The sequence below is a fragment of the Glutamicibacter soli genome, assembly GCF_052322135.1.
GTDB classification, from domain to species: Bacteria; Actinomycetota; Actinomycetes; order Actinomycetales; family Micrococcaceae; genus Glutamicibacter; species Glutamicibacter soli.
In genome coordinates this window covers 111090-130935 of sequence record NZ_CM125969.1, presented here as the reverse complement: position 1 = coordinate 130935, position 19846 = coordinate 111090, and the positions used below count along the sequence as shown (strand labels likewise).

19 protein-coding genes and 1 rRNA gene are annotated in these 19846 nt (G+C 64.5%); 9 read left to right on the top strand and 11 right to left on the bottom strand.

The features are described from left to right. Positions 1-103: 103 nt before the first annotated feature. Complete coding sequence (gene pstS / locus ACTX90_RS00620) at positions 104-1222, bottom strand: phosphate ABC transporter substrate-binding protein PstS (protein WP_443442684.1); 1119 nt, start codon at positions 1220-1222, stop codon at positions 104-106. Positions 1223-1438: 216 nt separating this feature from the next. Between pstS and ACTX90_RS00615 the strand changes: the two genes are divergently transcribed. Genes ACTX90_RS00615 through disA form a run of 3 tightly spaced genes read left to right on the top strand, consistent with a single transcriptional unit; the run spans position 1439 to position 5103 of the window. Further along, on the top strand, positions 1439-2581 hold the full coding sequence (locus tag ACTX90_RS00615; protein ID WP_047117666.1) for an FUSC family protein: 1143 nt from the start codon (positions 1439-1441) through the stop codon (positions 2579-2581). Positions 2582-2601: 20 nt separating this feature from the next. Then, positions 2602-3996 (top strand): DNA repair protein RadA, encoded by a 1395-nt coding sequence (gene radA, locus ACTX90_RS00610; protein WP_047117665.1) that lies wholly within the window; start codon positions 2602-2604, stop codon positions 3994-3996. 33 nt (positions 3997-4029) lie between these two features. Next, the gene (gene disA / locus ACTX90_RS00605) at positions 4030-5103 is read left to right on the top strand and encodes a DNA integrity scanning diadenylate cyclase DisA (RefSeq protein ID WP_047117664.1); all 1074 of its coding nucleotides are present in this window, start codon (positions 4030-4032) and stop codon (positions 5101-5103) included. A gap of 19 nt (positions 5104-5122) precedes the next feature. Here disA and ACTX90_RS00600 read toward each other — a convergent pair whose 3' ends face one another. Beyond that, positions 5123-5725 carry a hypothetical protein gene (locus tag ACTX90_RS00600; protein WP_047117663.1) on the bottom strand — a complete coding sequence of 201 codons (603 nt, stop codon included), beginning with the start codon at positions 5723-5725 and terminating at the stop codon, positions 5123-5125. Between the two features lie 84 nt (positions 5726-5809). On the opposite strand from ACTX90_RS00600, the gene ACTX90_RS00595 reads away from it, so the two are divergent. Both ACTX90_RS00595 and ACTX90_RS00590 read left to right on the top strand, forming a co-directional pair. Further along, positions 5810-6718 carry an iron-sulfur binding domain-containing protein gene (locus tag ACTX90_RS00595; RefSeq protein WP_047117662.1) on the top strand — a complete coding sequence of 303 codons (909 nt, stop codon included), beginning with the start codon at positions 5810-5812 and terminating at the stop codon, positions 6716-6718. Positions 6719-6770: 52 nt separating this feature from the next. Beyond that, entirely contained in the window at positions 6771-7571 is an 801-nt protein-coding gene (locus ACTX90_RS00590) for a DUF1206 domain-containing protein (protein WP_113608006.1), read from the top strand. Position 7572: 1 nt separating this feature from the next. On the opposite strand, the gene ACTX90_RS00585 is transcribed toward ACTX90_RS00590, so the two are convergent. After that, positions 7573-8079: an amino-acid N-acetyltransferase gene (locus ACTX90_RS00585; RefSeq protein ID WP_047117660.1), complete on the bottom strand. Its 507-nt coding sequence runs from the start codon at positions 8077-8079 to the stop codon at positions 7573-7575. Positions 8080-8210: 131 nt separating this feature from the next. Here ACTX90_RS00585 and ACTX90_RS00580 point away from each other — a divergent pair, with 131 nt between their 5' ends. The 4 genes from ACTX90_RS00580 to ACTX90_RS00565 are packed head-to-tail and all read left to right on the top strand — an operon-like array spanning position 8211 to position 10744. Then, complete coding sequence (locus tag ACTX90_RS00580) at positions 8211-9428, top strand: MFS transporter (protein ID WP_181728183.1); 1218 nt, start codon at positions 8211-8213, stop codon at positions 9426-9428. A gap of 3 nt (positions 9429-9431) precedes the next feature. Then, complete coding sequence (locus tag ACTX90_RS00575; protein WP_113608005.1) at positions 9432-9830, top strand: helix-turn-helix domain-containing protein; 399 nt, start codon at positions 9432-9434, stop codon at positions 9828-9830. A 48-nt stretch (positions 9831-9878) separates the two neighbouring features. Continuing rightward, the gene (locus tag ACTX90_RS00570; RefSeq protein WP_047117709.1) at positions 9879-10286 is read left to right on the top strand and encodes a VOC family protein; all 408 of its coding nucleotides are present in this window, start codon (positions 9879-9881) and stop codon (positions 10284-10286) included. A gap of 11 nt (positions 10287-10297) precedes the next feature. Next, positions 10298-10744 (top strand): iron chaperone, encoded by a 447-nt coding sequence (locus tag ACTX90_RS00565; RefSeq protein ID WP_113608004.1) that lies wholly within the window; start codon positions 10298-10300, stop codon positions 10742-10744. Here ACTX90_RS00565 and ACTX90_RS00560 read toward each other — a convergent pair. The 8 genes from ACTX90_RS00560 to rrf all read right to left on the bottom strand — a co-directional run bounded on the left by ACTX90_RS00560 (position 10741) and on the right by rrf (position 19701). Then, entirely contained in the window at positions 10741-11205 is a 465-nt protein-coding gene (locus ACTX90_RS00560; protein WP_146956171.1) for a hypothetical protein, read from the bottom strand. The genes ACTX90_RS00565 and ACTX90_RS00560 overlap by 4 nt on opposite strands. A gap of 110 nt (positions 11206-11315) precedes the next feature. Further along, positions 11316-13829 carry an ATP-dependent Clp protease ATP-binding subunit gene (locus tag ACTX90_RS00555; RefSeq protein WP_047117706.1) on the bottom strand — a complete coding sequence of 838 codons (2514 nt, stop codon included), beginning with the start codon at positions 13827-13829 and terminating at the stop codon, positions 11316-11318. A 264-nt stretch (positions 13830-14093) separates the two neighbouring features. Continuing rightward, positions 14094-14414, bottom strand: a complete 321-nt coding sequence (locus ACTX90_RS00550) for a histone-like nucleoid-structuring protein Lsr2 (RefSeq protein ID WP_047117705.1) — start codon at positions 14412-14414, stop codon at positions 14094-14096. A gap of 136 nt (positions 14415-14550) precedes the next feature. Next, complete coding sequence (locus ACTX90_RS00545) at positions 14551-14718, bottom strand: hypothetical protein (protein ID WP_181728182.1); 168 nt, start codon at positions 14716-14718, stop codon at positions 14551-14553. A 5-nt stretch (positions 14719-14723) separates the two neighbouring features. After that, positions 14724-16283, bottom strand: coding sequence for a lysine--tRNA ligase (gene lysS / locus ACTX90_RS00540; RefSeq protein ID WP_047117704.1), 1560 nt, complete (start codon positions 16281-16283; stop codon positions 14724-14726). Between the two features lie 76 nt (positions 16284-16359). After that, complete coding sequence (locus ACTX90_RS00535) at positions 16360-18333, bottom strand: M13 family metallopeptidase (protein WP_082123729.1); 1974 nt, start codon at positions 18331-18333, stop codon at positions 16360-16362. Between the two features lie 206 nt (positions 18334-18539). Next, positions 18540-19280: an SDR family oxidoreductase gene (locus tag ACTX90_RS00530; protein ID WP_047117703.1), complete on the bottom strand. Its 741-nt coding sequence runs from the start codon at positions 19278-19280 to the stop codon at positions 18540-18542. A gap of 304 nt (positions 19281-19584) precedes the next feature. After that, a 5S ribosomal RNA gene (rrf, locus tag ACTX90_RS00525) occupies positions 19585-19701 on the bottom strand. Between the last annotated feature and the right edge of the window lie 145 nt (positions 19702-19846).

The following is a 19846-nucleotide window of genomic DNA, read 5'->3' as shown; positions in this document are numbered from 1 at the left end:
TTACGGATATTGGAGGGGTGTTGCAGCTTGCGCTGCGGGGGTGGAGGGGGTTTGGTGTGGGCGGTTGCCCGCCCACACCGGATGCCGGTTTCCCGGCGGGGTGCTACTTGGCGACGGTGATGGAATCGATGGCAGCCGCTGCCTTCTCTTCCATGCTGGCCGACAGCGGGGCGTTGCCGGCCGATTCCGAAGCGGTCTTCTGGCCGTCGGCCGAGACGACGTAGTTGCCGAAGGCCTTCACCAGGTCAACGGTCGCCTGGTCCTTGTAGGTGGTGCAGAAGATGTGGTACGAGAGCAGCACGATCGGGTAGGTGCCGGCCTCGGTGGTGTCGCGCTCCAGGTCCAGGGCCAGGTCGTTCTTGGCGGCTCCCTCGACCGGGGTCGCGGTCTCCAGGGCCTTGGCTGCGGCCTCGGAGGAAATCTTGGTGTACTCGTCGCCGACCTTGACGTTCACGGCGGACAGGTCGCCCACCGCGGAGAAGTCGGCGTAGGTGATGGCGCCGTCGGTCGAGCCGGCCGTGGAGACCACGCCGGAAGTGCCCTTGGCGTTCTCCGACTGGATGTCCGATGGCCAGTCGCCGGAGACGTCGTAGGTCCACACGTCGCCTGCGGCGGCCTTCAGGTACTCCACGAAGTTCTCGGTGGTGCCGGACTCGTCATTGCGGTGCACCACGGTGATCGCGGTGTCCGGCAGGGTGGCGTCCGGGTTCTGCTTGGCGATGGCCTCATCGTTCCAGGTGGTGATCTCCTTCTTGAAGATCTTGGCGATGGTGGCCGCGTCGAGGTTCAGCTCCTTCACGCCATCCAGGTTGAAGGCCACGGCGATCGGGGAAACGTAGGCCGGGACGTTGAATGCGCCGTCCGGGCCGCAGACCTGCTTGGCCTCTTCTGCCTCTTCAGGCTTCAGGTAGGCGTCCGAACCGGCGAACTGCGCGCCGCCGGCCAGGAAGGCCTTGCGGCCGGCGCCCGAGCCGTCCGGCGAGTACTGGACGTTGGCCTGCGGGTTTTCGGCCTTGAAGCCGGTGATCCAGGCTTCCATGGCCGACTTCTGGCTCGACGCGCCGATGCCGGTCAGGGTGCCGGTGACTTCGGCGTTGGCGGCCGGGGCTTCGCCCGATGCCGACGCGCCGGCGCCGGTCGGGTTGTCCGAACCGCAAGCGGTCAGTGCGAGAGCTGCGACGGAAAGAACAGCAGCTGCACTGCCAAGACGATTGAGCTTCACGAGAGTTACTCCCCATAAGAGTCGGTAGATAAGAATCTGAACCTTCAGCGGTCATTTGTCCCGCTTCACTTACGAGGCTAAGGAGCCAAAGTAACCAGATCCCCCAGCGAAGGTGAACGAAAGGTTAACAACGCCTTTAACTTGCAGTGATCCTGATCACCGCATCTGCTGTGTCTCTGCCCCGGGAGCCTGCGCGGCTCATGAAAGACTAGGCTCATGGCCACCGCTCGCACCTCCGGCAGCAATCGCCGAGACCTCGTGAACTTCCTGGCCCGGCGCAACGCCGCCGGGCTGGCCCGCGCCGGGAACTCCCTGCCGCGGATCATCCGCATGACCCTCGGCGCGGTCGGCGCCTATTGGGTGGCCGACACGATGCTGGGGCATACCCAGCCGATCTTCGCGGCGACCAGCGCACTGATCTCGCTGGGCTTCGGCGGGGCGACCACCATCCGCCGCACCGCCGAGGTGGCGCTCGGGTGCACCCTGGGCGTGGCCCTGGGCGATACGCTGATGCACCTGCTCGGGCAGGGCATTTGGCAGGCGGCGGTGGTGATGTCGCTGAGCCTGGTGGTGGCCCGCTATCTGGACTCGGGCCCGATCTTCTCCACCCAGCTGGGTATGCAGTCGGCGCTGGTGGTGCTGCTGCCGATCAGCGTGGACGGGCCGTTCTCCAGGTCCCTGGACGCGTTGACCGGTTCGGTGCTGGCGTTGCTGATCATCATCCTGTGGCCCTCGGACCCGCGCCGCACCCCGGTGGCAGCGCTCTCGGAACTGTTCAAGGAGCTCTCCGAGGCGATGCTCGAATGCTCCTGGGCGATCCGGGATGACGACCGCCGGGCGGCGTTCCACGCGCTGATCAAGGCCCGCGCCACCCAAAAGCACCTGGACCAGCTGCCCGGAGCGTTCAGGGCGGCCCAGGAAATCGCGATGCTCTCCCCGGCCGGGCGGCGGCACCGCGAGGAGCTCACCCGGCTCTCCGAACGCTTCAACCACTACGACTGGGCCGCCCGCAACGCCCGTGTTTTCGCCCGCAGGCTTTCCTCGGTGCTGAGCAACAGCGCGCTGACCCCGGAAGGATCCGCCAGCCTGGCGCCGCTGCTGCGCGAGATCTCCGAAGGTATCAATGCGCTGGCCCACTCGGTGCGCGAGCCGAATCTGGCCGGTCAGCGCAAGTTCGAGAAGGGCGCCCGCAGCCAGCTGGAGGCCGCCGCCGCGCAGCTCGACCCGCGGGCGCTGGGTGTCGAGGGCCTGCAGGGCGAAGGACTGGTGCTACTGCTGCGCCCGATGCTGGTGGATCTGCTGGAAGCCGCCGGACGCGACCACGAGGCCGCCATCGAGGTGCTGCCCAAGTTGTCCTAGCCGGTCGCTAGCATTAACCCATGGCCAAAACTTCCACGCGCAGCAAATCCACCGCGAGCTACAAGTGCTCCGAATGCGGCTGGACCACGGTTAAATGGGTGGGACGCTGCGGCGAATGCCAGGCCTGGGGCACCGTGGAAGAGGTCGGTGTGGTCTCCGCGCGCACCGCCCCCGCGGCAAAGGTCGCGCATCCGGCCAAGCCCATTGCCCAGATCGACGGCTCAGAAGCCGCCTTCCGGCCCAGCGGGGTCTCGGAACTTGACCGCGTGCTGGGCGGCGGCCTGGTGCCGGCCGCGGCCATCCTGCTGGCCGGGGAGCCCGGGGTCGGGAAGTCCACGCTGCTGCTGGACGTCGCGGCCAAGGCGGCCCACACCGGGCTGAAGGTGCTCTACCTGACCGGCGAGGAATCCGCAGCGCAGGTGAAGTCCCGCGCCGAGCGCATCAATGCCGTCGCGGACAACCTCTATCTGGCGGCCGAAACCGACCTCTCGCTGGCGCTGGGCCAGATCCAGGAGATCAACCCGCAGCTGCTCATCCTCGACTCGGTGCAGACCTTCTCCTCCGCAGAGGTCGACGGCGCAGCCGGCGGCGTCTCCCAGGTGCGCGAGGTGGCGGCCTCCATCATCAACTCGGCCAAGACCCGCGGCATGACCACCATCATGGTCGGGCACGTGACCAAGGAAGGCTCGGTGGCGGGTCCACGCCTGCTGGAACACCTGGTTGACGTGGTGTGCCAGTTCGACGGGGAGAAGCATTCCCGCCTGCGCATACTTCGCGCATTGAAGAACCGCTACGGGGCAACGGACGAGGTCGGCTGCTTCGACCTGAACGAGGACGGCATCGAATCGCTGACCGACCCCTCCAAGCTCTTCGTCACCCGCACCCGGAACCCGGTTCCGGGGACCTGCATCACGGTCACGCTGGAAGGCCGGCGGCCGCTGGTCGCCGAGGTGCAGACCCTGCTCTCGCGCGGCAGCGGGCCAGCCCCGCGGCGTGCCACCAGCGGGCTGGATGCGGCGCGCGCCCAGATGGTGGTCGCGGTGCTGCAGGCCCGCGCCCACATGGACCTGTCCTCCATGGATTCATACATCGCCACGGTCGGCGGGGTGAAGATCAGCGAGCCGGCCGCGGATCTGTCCTGCGCGCTGGCACTGGCCTCCTCGCTGAACGAGTTCCCGCTGCCGCAGGACTTCGTCGCCTTCGGCGAGGTGGGGCTGGCCGGCGAGGTCCGCCAGGTTCCGGAAATCGCGCGGCGCATCACCGAGGCCCAGCGTCTGGGCTTCTCCTTCGCCATGGCCCCGGCGACACCCGAGCCGCTGAAGAACATCCCGGACGGCATCCGCGTTTTCCAGGTGGAGAACATTGCCCAGGCCCTGGATATCGCGTTCAACCAGAGGCAGAAGCCCACACGATAAAATGGGAGCTGCTGCCCGTTGAAAGGACGCACGTTGAAATCGCATCCCGCCCCCGAACTACTCTCCACCCTGGCCCGGATCGCCCCGGGCACCGAGCTGGCCCAAGGGCTGGAACGCATCCAGCGCGGGCGCACCGGCGCGCTGATCGTGCTGGGGCACGACAAGGAGGTCGAATCCATCTGCTCGGGCGGTTTCCGGATCAACACGGACTACACCCCCACCCGCCTGCGCGAGCTGGCCAAGATGGACGGCGCGATCATCCTCGACGCCTCGGCCCGCCAGATCCTGCAGGCCGGGGTGCAGCTGATGCCGGATGCGGCCATCGAGACCCAGGAATCGGGCACCCGCCACCGCACCGCTGAACGCGTCGCGGTGCAGACCGGTTTCCCGGTGATTTCGGTGTCGCAGTCGATGCAGACCATTACCCTCTACGCCGCCGGCGAGCGCCATGTGCTCGAGCCGGCCGAACGCCTGCTGGCGCGCGGCAACCAGGCGATTGCCACCCTCGAACGCTACCGCCACCGGCTCGACCAGGTGACCAGCGCGTTGTCCGCCGCGGAGATCGAGGACACCGCCACGGTGCGCGAGGTGCTGGCGGTGCTGCAACGCACTGAGATGCTGCGCCGCACCAGCGAAGAAATTTCCCGTTCAGTGCTCGAGCTCGGCGCGGACGGCCGCCTGCTGGCCTCCCAGCACACCGAGCTGCTGGCCGGCATCCAGGTGGACAACCAGCTGCTGCTGCGCGACTACTCCCACGCCGAGGGGCAGGAACTGGACATCGAGGCGGCGCTGGAGAAGCTGCACGAGATTTCCGATGCCCAGCTGATCGAGCCCGAGGCGCTGACCAAGATCCTGTTCCCGAATTCGACAGCAGACCAGGAAGATACGCTCACCCCCAAGGGGTACCGCCTGCTGTCGCAGATCCGCACGGTGCCCAAGGCCATCGGCGAGCGCCTGGTTGCGTCCTTCGACAACCTGCAGCTGCTCATGGCCGCGTCGACCAGCCAGCTGATGGAGATCGAGGGCGTGGGCGAGCAGCGTGCCCGCTCGATCCGCGAGGGACTTGCGCGCATGGCCGAGTCCTCGCTGCTTGACCGCTACATCTAGGCTCGCGCCGGGCGGTCGGCTACTTGAGCACGAATGTCGTCGGGTCGCTGGTCATCTCGCCGATCGCCGCGGTGAACTTGTAGGTTCCCGGCAGCGGTTTGGCGTTGACCGCCTTGCAGCCCGGGGCGGAGCGGTTGCGGTTCCAGGTGAACTTCGCGCTTTCCTTCTGCCCGGCGGCAAAAGCCAGCACGACGTCTTCGCCGTTGCTCAGGCAGTCGACCGTGGAAAAGATCCTGTCCGAGCCGCTGGAAATCAGGAATTCTTGCTGGCTGGTGCCGACATTCAGCTCGCAGTCGCGCTTGGACGTGTTTTCGATTCCCAGGGTGAGCACCGGGTCCTCTTCCGAGGCGTAGGACTGCTTGTCGGTGGATGCGGTAATGGTGATTTCCCCGGCCTTGCAGGCGTTGGATTCCGTTTCCCCGGAGGGCTCGGAGGCATTGGGCGAAGCTTCGACAGGGGTCGGGTTCGCCCCCTTGGGTTCGTCGTCTGCGCCGAACATTCCGACGACCGCGGTGACGCCCCAGACGATGAGTCCGACAAGCACGAGAGCCAAAACAGCCACGGTGATGCGCCGGCGCCGATAGACGCGGGCCGATGGCTTGCCCCCGGATGTGTTGCTCATGGCTTAAGGCTAGTTCATTGCACGCCCGCACCGTGTGATATCCAGCGGTTCTGCACCGTGAATCAGCTGACTTAGAGTGGATGGGTGCAGCAAATTCACGAGAAGATCAATCACTGGTACCTGAACAACCAACGCGACCTGCCATGGCGCCGCCCCGGGGTCACCGGGTGGGAAGTCATGGTCAGTGAATTCATGCTGCAGCAGACTCCGGTGGTGCGGGTGCTTCCGGTCTGGGAAGAGTGGATGGAACGCTGGCCAACTCCTGAAGATCTGGCGGCCGAACCGCTGTCCGAGGCATTGAAAGCCTGGGGCAGGCTCGGGTATCCGCGCCGCGCCCAGCGGCTGCATGCCGCGGCGGTTGAGATCACCACCGAATACAACGGCCAGGTGCCGCAGACCGAAGCCGAACTGCGGGCGCTGCCCGGAGTGGGAGACTACACCGCAGCTGCCATCGCCTGCTTCGCCTTCGGCGAGCCTACCGTGGTGGTTGATACGAACATCCGCCGCGTCCAGGCCAGGGTGTTCGGCGGCATGGCATTGCCCGAACCCAACCCCCGCGCCAGCGAGTTCGCCCGGGCCCGCGAGGTGCAGCCGGACGACCGCCGGGAGGCGAACCTCTGGAACATATCCGTCATGGAGCTCGGCGCGCTGGTCTGTACCGCACGCAGCCCCAAGTGCGAGCTGTGCCCGGTCTTCGATGACTGCGCCTGGATCACTGCAGGAAGGCCGGAACCGCACTACACCCCCAAGGGGCAGGCCTGGCACGGCACGGACCGCCAGGTGCGCGGGGCCATCATGGCAATCCTGCGCGAGCACGAAGATCCGGTGCCGGAGACGACGTTCCTGGCGGATCTTTCTGCGCAAACCCACGCGATGTATGTCGCTTTGGGCAAGCTCGAATCCCCGCTGGAGCAGCGCGAGCGGGCGCTGGCGGGATTGCTCAAGGACGGCTTGGCGGTTGCCGACCCGGAAGGCGTCAGGCTCCCCTCCTGAGCGATGGCCGAAAGCCTGTGCCAGAATACGGATGCGCCCCTAAGCTAGGGTCATGGACATTTCTTCTGCTGCCGGCAAGGCACGCCAGACGGCCCGGAACCCATGGTTCCAACGCGCGGCGCGGCTCGGCTACGTGGCCAATGCGGTGCTGCACGCGACGCTCGGTTTTCTTGCCTTGGTGCTGGCCAGGGGTGGCAGCGCCGAAGCCGACCAGAGCGGGGCGCTGCAGACGCTGGCCGGGCAACCCTGGGGGATCGTGCTCCTGTGGGTCTGCGCGATCGGAGCTGCCCTGCTGGGCCTCTGGTCCCTCGCACAGGCAGCGCTGCCCCAACCCAAAGCGTTCAGAAGGCTTAAATCCGCGGGCACCGGAATAGTTTTCCTCGGACTCAGCGGCGCATTTTTGCAATTCGCTCTCGGCAACCAGAGCGATTCGGGGCAGACCACCAGCTCCTTCAGCGCCATGCTGATGCGCTCCACCGCAGGCCGCGGAGCCTTGATCGCCTTGGGAGTGGTGCTGATCGGGGTCGGCGGCTATTTCGTATACCGCGGAATAACTCGCGGATTCCTGAAGGACCTGCAGACCACCGGCCATCGCGCCCTGCGCAAGGCGATTACGGTCTCGGGCGTCGTTGGCTATCCGGCCAAGGGCCTGGTGCTGGCAGCGGCGGGTCTGCTGTTCATCGTTTCCACAGTGCAGGGCGATCCCGAGGAATCGACGGGTATCGACGGGGCGTTGAAGGCTCTGGGCGAGCAGCAGTTCGGCCCCTTTGCGCTGGTACTCGTCGGCGCGGGCCTGCTGTCCTATGCGCTGTTTCTGGTCTTCCGTTCCCGGTTCGACACCATGGAGGATTGAGCTAGAGGGAAATAATCATCCGGGTGTTGCCCAGCGTATTCGGCTTGACCCTAGCCAAGTCCAGAAATTCGGCCACACCCTCGTCGCGGGACAACAGAATTTCCTGGTACACCGACGGGTCCACGGCGCTCTGGTCGGCCATGACGCTGAAGCCCTGGCGCTCGAAGAACTTCACCTCGAAGGTCAGGCAGAAGACACGGTGCACCCCTACCTGGCGTGCCCTCTGGAGCAGCTCCTTAAGCAGTACGTGCCCCACGCCCTTGCCACGCAGATCTGCGGAGGTGGCCAAGGTCCTGATCTCTGCAATGTCTTCCCAGATCACGTGAAGACCGCCGCAACCGACTACGTTCCCGTCTGCGTCTTCAGCGACCACGAATTCCTGGATGGACTCGTAGTAGGTCACCGCTTCCTTGTCCAGCAGAATGCGCTCCTCGGCCAGTGGTCGCACGAGGTTCCGGATTGCAGGGACATCGGTGGTCTTCGCTGAACGGACGGTAAAAGTATTCACCTTTCAAATCCTATGCCCGCAGGATCATGGATTCGAGCTTCGCGGCCGATATGTCACGGAGCGCACCGTGCCACGTGACCTGTGCCAAACTTGGTGTCGGTGATGACTACCGGCTGAAGTGAAGGATGAGAATGTCGCAGAGCACAGCTCGCCCGGGAATGGGGCTGCTATCCATCCTTCTTGCAGCGGTTGGCATCGCCCCGCTGCTGAACTACGGACTCAGTGCCACCAGCGACCTGGTCATCAGGGATCTGGGCATCAGCGAGACCCAGTTCGGGTTGCTCGCCACCGTGTGCTTCGGCTGCGCGGCCATCGGCAACGTGGCGTTCGGCAAGTTCGCCGATCGGCAACCTGATATCCGGCTGCTCCTGCTGGTCTTCGGCATGGCCGCGCTGGCCATGGGCTTTGCCGCGCTGCCGGCGGGGTACGCCTTCCTGCTGGTTGCTTCCGGCATCTCGGGCTTCGCCCAGTCATTTCCCAACGGGGTCACCAACCGCATTCTCGCCCAGCGGGTGCCGAAGAACCAACGCATCGCCTGGACTGGCATCAAGCAGTCCGGCGTCCAGGTGTCCCAGCTGATCGGCAGCGTGGGTTTCCCTATGCTCGCTGCGGTCATCGGCTGGCACGGCGCGTCGCTGATTGGCGCCGTGGTCGCCGCGCTGCTGGGCGTTCTTGCCATCAAGGTGGTCTCGGCGGTCCCGCTGCTGCAGGCTCCGGCGGCCGCGGCGCCCCGTTCGGTGTCCGGGCAGGCGGCCAGCCCGGATACCGCCTCTACCCGCTTCATCGTTTTCGCGCTGGCCCTCTTCGGTTTCATCAACGGCATCGGCGTCCAAGCGACGAACGTCTACATCCCGCTTTTTGCGGTGCGCGAACTGGATTTCTCGCTGGTTGCAGGCGGCCTCACCGCCGCAGTGGCCGGAGTGGTGGGCGTCAGCGCCCGCGTGGGCTGGGGCAGGATGATGTCCCGCGGCGTTCCCGCGCCGAAGCTGCTGCTCCTGCTCGCAGTGCTCGCCACCGCCGGAGGCCTCGGCTTCCTGATGGCCCAGCAGGCTCATTCGGCCGTGCTTCTGTGGCTTGCCGTGGTGCTTCACGGCGCGTCGGCGCTGGGCGTCTCGGTGGTGTTGATGGCCGCCCTGCTGCGCGCCATTCCAATCAGCCGGATGGGCAGCGCCAGCGGCATCGTCTCGGCAGGGCAGTTCGGCGGATTCACCATCGGCCCGCTGGCCATGGGCCTGCTGATCAGCTCCCCGGGCGGCTTCACCGCTGGCTGGATCGCCGTGGTCTGCATCTACCTCAGCTGCACCCTGCTCGGCCTGTTCCTGGTGTTCCGGCGCCGCAGGAGCTCCTAGCCCATGGATGCCAAGATGCTGAAAACGCTGGCCCACCTGCGCCGGGCACGGGATTTGATGGACCGGCACTATGCAGAGCCGCTGGACGTGCCCGCCATGGCTCAGCGCGCGCTCATGTCCCCGGCGCACTTCTCGCGCGAGTTCAAACGGGCCTACGGCGAAACTCCGCACTCCTACCTGCTGACCCGGCGCATCGAACGGGCCATGCACCTGCTGCGTTCCGGGGTGGGAGTCACGGATGCCTGCATGCAGGTGGGATGGACGTCGTTGGGCTCCTTCAGCACCCGCTTCACCGAAGTCGTCGGGGAGTCCCCCTCGGCCTACCGGGAACGCGAGCATTCGCAGACCGAACAGATCCCGTCATGCATTGCCAAGGTCCTTCTGCGGCCCGAAAGATTCTGAGCAGTTTTGGAGAAGCGTCGCGGCAGCAGGCTCCCCTAGCCTGAAACCATGACAAACATTTCAGTGCAATACATCCCGGTCACCGTGCTGGACGTGGACGAAGCCCTCGGCTTCTACCGTGACGGTTTGGGGCTGGACGTGGTCTCCGACGTATCCAACGCAGGGTTCCGCTGGGTCTCGCTGTCCGTCCCTGCCCAAGGCGGCCTGAATCTGGTGCTCTCGACGCCTGGCGCGGGCCGCTCCGACGAGGACGCGCAAGCGCTCGGTGAGCTGGTCGCCAAGGGCGCCATGGGAGGGCTGGTGCTCACCGTGCCGGATCTCGATTCGCTGTTCGACTCCTTGTCGTCAGGCGGGGCCGAAGTGCTGCAGGAACCCATGCAGCAGCCTTGGGGACCACGCGACTGCGCATTCCGGGATCCGTCGGGCAACATGATCCGCATCAATCAGGCAGCTTAGGAGCAAACATCATGACCACCACCGATCAGGAAGGCTTCAGCGCCGCGGAGAAAGCGGCCATGAAAGAACGCGCGGCGGAGGTCCGCGCCCCGAAGAAGCGCATGACCAAAGCCGAAAAAGCGGCCCAAGCCCGCCAGGACGTTGAAGTCAAGATCGCCTCCTACAGCGGAAGCGACAAGGAAATCGCCCAACGGCTGCACCACATCATCACCACAACCGCGCCACAGCTCGAGCCCAGGACCTGGTACGGGATGCCCGCTTACGCGTTGGACGGACAGATCCTGTGCTTCGTCCAGGACGCGGAGAAGTTCGGGGCCCGCTACCTGACCCTCGGGTTCAACGACGCGGCCCAGCTTGATGAGGGAAGCATGTGGCCGACCGCCTACGCCATCACCTCGCTGGACGAACGGCTCGAGGCGCAGGTCGCCGCGCTGGTCGGCAAGGCCGTCGGAAACTAGCCCAGGGCCTCCGGCCGCGCCGCGGGCAGGATTCCGCTCAGCACCGCGTCCGCGGCGCTAAAACCCGCTAGCAGCGCGAGCAAGCTGAATCCGATCACGTTCGCGCCTTGGTCTTCGGCTCCGGGGATGCTGGCAGCCAGCATCATTCCCAGGCCCAAGGCCAGGACCGCGTAGCCGGCAGCCAGGGAACACACGACGATCGCTTTGGGTCCGGCATACCAGTGCCCCAGCGATGTGAGGTCGTTGCAGGTCCAAACCCCGATGCCGAACGCAGCCGCAGCGATCGCGGCAACCACCCCCAGCACCAGGGGCGTCGAATCGTAGCCTGCCCCCTCCGGCCCGAGGTGGCGGACCAGCTGGGCGGGAAGACCCGCACGCAGTAGCAGATAGGACCCTGCGTAGAGCAGCAGCGCTGCGCCGAGCCCGATCAGCAATATGGAATATTTGCGAGCTGCAGACATATTCCGAGCCTACCGGCCAGCAGGCCGGTTGCCCAAGGAATGTTAAAGCCCGCAGGGCGCGGACTTGGATTGCTCCAGGTCCGCGCCCCGCGGGTTGTTTAGTGCTTGCCCTAACTTTCCAGCGCTGCCGGTGCCGGTTCGCCTTCAAGTTCACCGGGGCCGCCTTCGGCGTGGAAGACGAACTTCCGCTGCTCGTCCTCGCCTTCGACGTCCACGGTGACCTTCTGGCCGGTGACGATCTGGCCGAACAAGATCTTCTCGGAGAGCTGGTCCTCGATGTCGCGCTGGATCGTGCGGCGCAGCGGGCGGGCGCCCATGGCCGGGTCGTAGCCTCGCTGTGCCAGCAGGGTGCGGGCGGCGGCGGTCAGCTCAATGGTGATGCCGCGCTCGTCCAGACGCTTGCGCAGTCGTCCGATGAACAGGTCGACGATCTCCTCGATCTCTTCCTGACTCAGCTGCGGGAAGACCACGATGTCGTCAACGCGGTTCAGGAACTCAGGGCGGAAGTGCTGGCGCAGCTCCTCCTGGACCTTGGCCTGCATGCGCTCGTAGCCGGTGCGGGTATCGCCCGAAGCCTGGAAACCGGTCATGACACCCTTGGAGATGTCTCGGGTACCCAGGTTCGTGGTCATGATGATGATGGTGTTCTTGAAGTCCACCACCCGGCCCTGCGAGTCGGTCAAGCGGCCGTCTTCAAGGATCTGCAGCAGCGAGTTGAACAGGTCCGCGTGGGCCTTTTCCACCTCGTCGAACAGCACCACGGAGAACGGACGACGGCGGACCTTCTCGGTCAGCTGACCGCCTTCTTCGTAGCCGACGTAGCCCGGAGGGGCACCGAACAGACGGGAAACGGTGTGCTTCTCCGAGTACTCGGACATGTCCAGGGTGATCAGCGCGTCTTCTTCACCGAAGAGGAACTCCGCCAGCGCCTTGGCCAGCTCGGTCTTGCCCACGCCGGTCGGGCCGGCGAAGATGAACGAGCCGCCCGGGCGGTTCGGGTCCTTCAGGCCTGCACGGGTGCGGCGGATTGCCTGGGAGATGGCCTTGATGGCCGAATCCTGGCCGATGACGCGCTTGTGCAGCTCGTCTTCCATGTTCAGCAGGCGTGTGGACTCTTCCTCGGTCAGCTTCACGACAGGGATGCCGGTCGAGTTCGCCAGAACCTCGGCGATCAGATCCTCGGTGACCTCGGAAATTTCGTCAAGGTCGCCGTTGCGCCAGGCCTTTTCCTTCTCGTTGCGGGCCTCGATGAGCTTGGACTCCTTGTCGCGCAGCGATGCAGCGCCTTCGAAGTCCTGCGCGTCGATGGCAGCTTCCTTCTCGAGGCGGACGGTGGCGATCTCCTCGTCCATCTCCTTCAGGGCTGGAGGAGCGGTCATGCGCTGGATGCGCAGCCGCGCGCCGGCCTCGTCGATCAGGTCCACCGCCTTGTCCGGCAGGAAGCGATCCGAGATGTAGCGGTGCGCCAGCTGGGCCGCTGCCTGCAGCGCGCCGTCGGTGATGGTCACGCGGTGGTGCGCCTCGTAGCGGTCGCGCAGGCCGCGCAGGATCTGCGTGGTCAGCTCGACGGACGGTTCCTTGACCTGGATCGGCTGGAAGCGGCGCTCGAGGGCCGCATCCTTCTCGATGTTCTTGCGGTACTCGTCCAAGGTGGTGGCACCGATGGTCTGCAGCTCGCCACGGGCCAGCATCGGCTTGAGGATCGACGCCGCGTCGATGGCACCTTCGGCGGCACCGGCACCGACCAGGGTGTGGATCTCGTCGATGAACAGGATGATGTCGCCGCGGGTGCGGATCTCCTTCAAGACCTTCTTCAGGCGTTCCTCGAAGTCGCCGCGGTAGCGGGAGCCTGCCACCAGCGAACCGAGGTCCAGGGTGTACAGCTGCTTGTCCTTGATGGTCTCGGGCACGTCGCCGCGCACGATCGACTGGGCCAGGCCCTCGACGACTGCGGTCTTGCCGACGCCCGGCTCACCGATCAGGACCGGGTTGTTCTTGGTGCGGCGGGAGAGAACCTGCATGACGCGTTCCATCTCGTGCTCGCGGCCGATAACCGGGTCGAGCTTGCCCTCGCGGGCTGCCGCGGTCAGGTTGCGGCCGAACTGGTCCAGCACTGCCGAGCCTGCCGGCACGCCTTCCTGCTGGCCGCCCGAGCTGACGCCGGCCGAGGCGGTTTCCTTGCCGCCCTGGTATCCGGAGAGCAGCTGGATGACCTGCTGGCGCACACGACCGAGGTCGGCACCGAGCTTGACCAGCACCTGGGCTGCGACGCCCTCGCCTTCGCGAATCAGCCCGAGCAGGATGTGCTCGGTACCGATGTAGTTGTGGCCCAGCTGCAGCGCTTCGCGCAGCGAGAGCTCCAAAACCTTCTTGGCGCGAGGAGTGAACGGGATGTGACCGGAAGGAGCCTGCTGGCCCTTGCCGATAATCTCCTGAACCTGCTCACGGACGGCACCCAGCGAAATATTCAGCGACTCGAGGGCCTTCGCGGCCACCCCGTCGCCTTCGTGGATTAGACCGAGCAGCAGGTGCTCGGTGCCGATGTAGTTGTGGTTGAGCATGCGCGCCTCTTCCTGGGCGAGCACGACAACTCGACGGGCACGGTCGGTAAATCTCTCAAACATCTTCGGCACACTCCTTGCTTACCAATAGTTCGATGCTACGCACCCGGGGCCAGCAATTCTCCCTTGTTCGCCACGGGGATAACCGATGCGGCCGCTTCGCGTTCGCTTCGGTTCGAGAAGATAACCGCAAGTAGATAGAAATTCATTTATTAGTACACCAAGTAAATAGCGAGAGAAATTTTCTTCAGCAAGTGATTAAAGCAGGAAGCCCGCACTTAAAAAGTACGGGCTTCCTAAAATAGAGGCTTATTCCTAGCGCTCGCATTACTTGGCGCGGTTGCGGCCACCCTTGCGCATGGCTGCATTGTAGGCGTCGACAACATCGGCATTCAGGCGCCCACGGGCGTTTACCTTGATGTTGTTTTCCTTGGCCCAGGCACGAATTGCCGGGGCTTCACTCGCTGCGGTCTGCTTCGAGGAGCGCGCTGCCTCAATATAAGGCTCCAAGGCCGCATGGAATTGCGCAGCGTGCTCATCGTTCAAATCGATCTCAAAATGCTGACCAGCGATGCTGAAGGCAATGGATTCGGTTGCTTCACTGCCATCAATATCATCAATCAGCGCAATTTGAACCTGACGTGCCATTTGAGAATTCCCTCCGGCTCTAATGTCGTTGAGTAGTGCTTGCAAGCGTTACTCCAATTTCGTAGCTCAAGTATAGACATTAATACGAAACATTTCGAATTAGAAGATCAATTCACAAGGAATTATCAGGAATAGCTTATTCGCGCGTTGAACGAGTATCCGATTCAGTTCGGTTCTCAATTAGCGCATCCGCTTCTGATTCCGCCTGCCGCTCTTTACGGTCTGCATTGGTAAGTGCTTTCATTACGTACCAAAAAAGCAATCCAAGCGCGATGCTGGGAACGAACGCCTCTACAAATGGCATGGTAATTACGCCTCCGGCTTGAGAAGTGGGAACAAGATTGTCTCGCGAATACCTACATCGGTAAACAGCATGACCAGACGGTCGATGCCCAGGCCGATGCCGCCCATTGGAGGGGCGCCGTATTCAAGTGCGCGCAGGAAGTCCTCATCCAGCTGCATGGCTTCCGGATCCCCGCCGGCGGCCATCAGCGACTGCTCGGTCAGGCGCTCGCGCTGGATGACCGGGTCGATCAGCTCGGAGAAGGCGGTGCCGCGCTCCATGCCGCCGATGATCAGGTCCCAGGCTTCGATGACACCCGGCTTGGAACGGTGCGGGCGTGCCAGCGGCTGGGCCAGCGGCGGGTAGTCGCAGACGAAGGTCGGGTCGATCAGGGTCGGCTCGACGATCTCGCCGAACAGCTCGATGACCAGCTTCTGGGCGCCCCAGGCCGGGTCGAACTTCACTTCGTGCTTTTCGGCGATCTCGCGCAGCACCGAGGCCTCGGTCTCCGGGGTAATCTGAACGCCAACAGCTTCCGACAGGCCCGGGTAGACACTCAGCCAGCGCCATTCGCCGTCGAGGTTGACGGTGCCCTTGGAGGTCTCGATGGTGCGGCCGGCACCGATGGCGTCCGCCGCGTTGAGGATGATCTCCTTGATGCGGTCGGCCATGACGTACTGGTCGGCGTAGGCCTCGTAGCACTCCAGGGTGGTGAACTCCGGCGAGTGGGTCGAGTCGACGCCTTCGTTGCGGAAGATGCGTCCCACTTCGAAGACGCGGTCCACGCCGCCCACGACGCAGCGCTTGAGGTACAGCTCGGTCGCGATGCGCAGGGTCATTTCCTGGTCGAACGCGTTCAGGTGGGTCTTGAACGGGCGGGCCGAGGCGCCGCCGTGCACCAGCTGCAGCATCGGGGTTTCGACCTCGACGTATTCGTGGTTCTCCAGGGTGTTGCGCACGGCGCGGACAATGGCGGCGCGCTTGTAGACCATCTCGCGGGCTTCGTTGCGAACGATCAGGTCGGCGTAGCGCTGGCGGACGCGGGTTTCCTCATTCAGGTCGGCGTGCAGCACCGGCAGCGGGCGCAGCGCCTTGGACGCCATCTGGAAGGAGTCGGCCATGATGGACAACTCGCCGCGGCGCGATGAGATGACCTTGCCGGAAACGAAAACATGGTCGCCCAGGTCGACGAGCGACTTCCACTGGGCCAGGCGCTCTTTGCCGACGTTCGCCATCGAGAGCATGACCTGCAGGCGGACTCCGACGCCCTGCGGGCCGCCCTCCTGAAGGGTGGCGAAGCACAGCTTGCCGGTGTTGCGCATGAAGACGATGCGGCCGGCAATGCCGACGACGTCCTCGGTCTCTTGGCCCGCTTCCAGGTGCGCGTACTTTTCGCGGACCTCCTGCAGGGAATGGGTGCGGGCAACGCCAACTGGGTAGGCTTCCTCACCAAGTGCCTGCAGCTGGTTGCGCTTATCGGTGCGGACCTGACGCTGGTCGTTCGGATCAGGGGCCTGTGCGGAATTAATTTCGGAAGTCACAGTATCCCATTCTACGTGTGATTCCGGGGGTGTTGGCCTGATCATGACCAGACTTACACCTCACAGCGCGGTTAACGCGCCGGGCGCGGAAGGCCTGTGCCTTCCGCGCCCGGCAATCGGTCTACCAGATCACTACACGATCCTCCGGATCAAGCCACATGCCGTCCCCCGGCTTGGTCTCGAAGGCCTTGTGGAATGCGTCCAGGTTCTTCGGCACCTGGTTGCAGCGGAACTCCCCGGGCGCATGCGGATCGGTGGTCACCCGGATGACCGCGGTCTCCGGGCGGATCAGCGTGCGCCAGCACTCGGCCCACGAATAGAAGAAGCGCTGGTCGCCGGTGACGCCGTCGATGACCTCGTCCTCGACGATGCCGTTGGCGGCGAGCTCGAGCTTGTAGGCCTTGTAGGCGATGCCCAGCCCGCCCAGGTCGCCGATGTTCTCGCCCAGCGTCAGCGCGCCGTTGACCTGGTGGTCCGGGGCCTCGGTCGGGCTCAGCGCGTTGTACTGGTCAACCAGCTTGCCGGTGAGCTTCTCGAAGGCTGCACGGTCCTCGTCGGTCCACCAGTTGGTCAGCTGGCCGCTGCCGTCGTACTGCGAGCCCTGGTCGTCGAAGCCGTGCCCGATCTCGTGGCCGATCACCGCGCCGATGGCGCCGAAGTTGGAGGCGATGTCGCGGTCGACGTCGAAGAACGGCAGGCGCAGGATCGCGGCCGGGAAGGCGATCTCGTTCAGCAGCGGGTGGTAGTAGGCGTTGACGGTCTGCGGGTACATGAACCACAGCTCACGGTCCACCCCGTCGTCGATCTTCTTCAGCTCGCGCTTGAACTCGAATTCGTTGGCGGCTGCACGGTTGGCGATCACGTCCAGCTCGTCGGTCTGAATCGACGAGTAGTCGATCCACTGGTCCGGGTAGCCGATCTTCGGGCGGAACTTGGAGAGCTTGTCCAAAGCCTTCTGCACGGTGTCCGCGCCCATCCACGGCAGGTTGCTGATGGAGATCCGGTAGGCCTCGATCAGGCGCTGCACCAGCGCGTCCATGGCGGTCTTGGCCTCCGGCGGGAAGTTCCGGGCCACGTAGAGCTGGCCAAGGTCCTCGCCGACGGCGCCCTCGGTGAAGGCAACCCCGCGCTTCCAGCGGTCCTTGAGCTTCTCCACGCCGCCCAGCTTGGCCGAGTAGAAGGCGAAGTTCTCATTCACGAATGCGCTGGACAGGTACGGCGCGAACGAGCGCAGCACCTGCACGGTCAGCCAGTTCTTCCAGGCCTGAAGCGGCTGCTCCGCCAGCAGCCCCGAGAGCGCCTCGATGTAGCTCGGCTGCCAGACCACCACTTCGCCGAAGTACTTCTGATCGATGCCGGCGCCATCCAGCCAGGCGCGCAGGCCCGGCATGAGGCCGAACAGGTCTTCGCCGGTCAGCAGGTTGTAGCGGGCCTGCGCGTCGCGCACCTTGACCCGGTCCCAGTGGTGGGAGGCGATGGCGGTTTCCAGCTGCACCACGGATTCCGCGGCGGATTCGGCGTTCTCGATGCCTCCCAGGCCCAACAGGCGCGCAAGGTGCTCGCGGTAGTCCGCGACGGTCTGCGCGAACTGCTCCTCGCGGTAGTAGGACTCGTCCGGCAGGCCAAGCCCCGCCTGCAGGAAGGTCAGCAGGTTGCGGTCCGGGTCTCCGGCGTCGCTCATCGCGCCGATGTCGACGAAGCCGCTGATGCCCTTGCGGTAGAACGAGCCGGAGAGCTCGAGCAGTCCCTGGACGTCCTGGACCTGGGTGATGGCTTCCAGGTAGCTGGCCACCGGGGCCGCGCCGCGCTCCTCGATGATCTGCTCGTTCATGAAGGACCCGTAGAGGTGGGCGATGCGCCGGGTTGCGCCGTCGATCTCGGCACCGGACTGGTGCGCGGCGACCGCGTCTTCGATGATGGCGTGCACAGCGGCCTCGGCCTCGTCGCGCAGTTCCATGAAGGAGCCGTAAATGCCCTGGTCGCTGGGGATGGTCGCCGTCTCGAACCATTTGCCGTTGCTATGGCGGTACAGGTCGTCCTGCGGGCGAATGGCGTCGTCGCGGTACTTCAGGACATCAGGCAATTCGGTAGTCAAGGAGCTGCTCCTTCGTAGAAGATCGGGCTAAACCTATTACACACTGTAACCAGTTCTTCTGAAATAGGGTTCGGCTCCGGGAGTCCTCCACCCACGGCTTAAACAGCTGCTGCCCCGAACACCGAGGTGTTCGGGGCAGCAGATACATGGGAAAGCCTGAAATCCGCAACAGTTCGCTGCGGTCAGCAGGCTTCGCGTGCCTAGAATCAGCTCCAGATATCATCGCCGCGCAGCGAGGCATCCGCGCCGCCGTCGATGTAGATGGTCTGGCCGGTGACGTGGGTGTTTTCCTCGCTGGTCAGCCAGAGCAGCAGCTTGGCGATGACAACCGCTTCCGAGTGGTAGTTCAGCGGCATTGGCACGTGGGCGTCAACGCCGGCACGGCCCTCTTCGGTCGAAAGCATCTCGCGCGTCATGTTGGTGATCACGGTGCCTGGCGCCACGGCGTTCAGTGGGATGCCGGCGCCGGCCCAGGCGGGGGTGATGCATTCGCGGCGGACCCAGCGGCTGAGGGCACGCTTGGACGACGGGTAGTTCAGGTAGCCAGTCCTCGGGCCCTGCTCTTCCAGGGACTTGCCGATGGCCAGTGCAGCGTCTTCGTCGCCCGACAGCAGGGCGTCGACAAGCTCGACCGAGTTCGGCTGCAGCGACGCCATCGAGGACACCACGGCAACGCGTGGGGCCTCGGACTGAGACAGTGCCGGCAGCAGTCCCTCGAGGTACTGGGTGACGCCGAAGAAGTTGACGGCAACGGTCAGCGCCTTGGGAGCGGAAATGCCAGCAGCTGCGATCACTGCGTCGATCTTGCCCTCGCTCAAGCGCAGCGTCTCTTCAATGGCAGCCTTGCGTCCCTCGGGGGTAGAGAGATCTGCGGTGATTTCAGCACCGCGAAGGTCCACGCCGATCACCTTCTGGCCGCGTTCGCGCAGAAGTTCTGCGGTTGCCATGCCGATTCCGGATCCTGCTCCAGTTACGATGTAAGTTCTCAAAACCTGAGTCCTCGATTCATCTCGATGTCTGTCGCTGAACCGCGGAAATGAGTTCGCGGTGAGCGCTTAAGAACAGGTTAGCGACAAAAAGGCGTTTAGCAGGAAATCAATCTTGGTCCGGAACTCCATTGTCTAAGTCAATTATCGGCCCGGAATCGGGGTTTTAAATAGCGGGAGGCCCCGACACATGACGTGTCAGGGCCTCCCGTTAACCACGTGCGGCCCCGGACTGACAAGTCCAGGACCACACGCACCAAGTTAAGTCCGGCGGTGACCTACTCTCCCACACCCTCACGAGTGCAGTACCATCGGCGCAATGGGCCTTAGCTTCCGGGTTCGGTATGGGACCGGGCGTTTCCCCCACGCTATGACCGCCGTAACAATCACGAAGCACACAAACCACTGGTAATCCGGTGGATTCGTCCTTGCAAAGTCTCTTATTTTGTGGTTCGAGGTTGTTGTCTCGTAACCGCATAGTGAACGCGAAAAATCAGAAAAACGTATTTTGTTGACACACAGTTTTG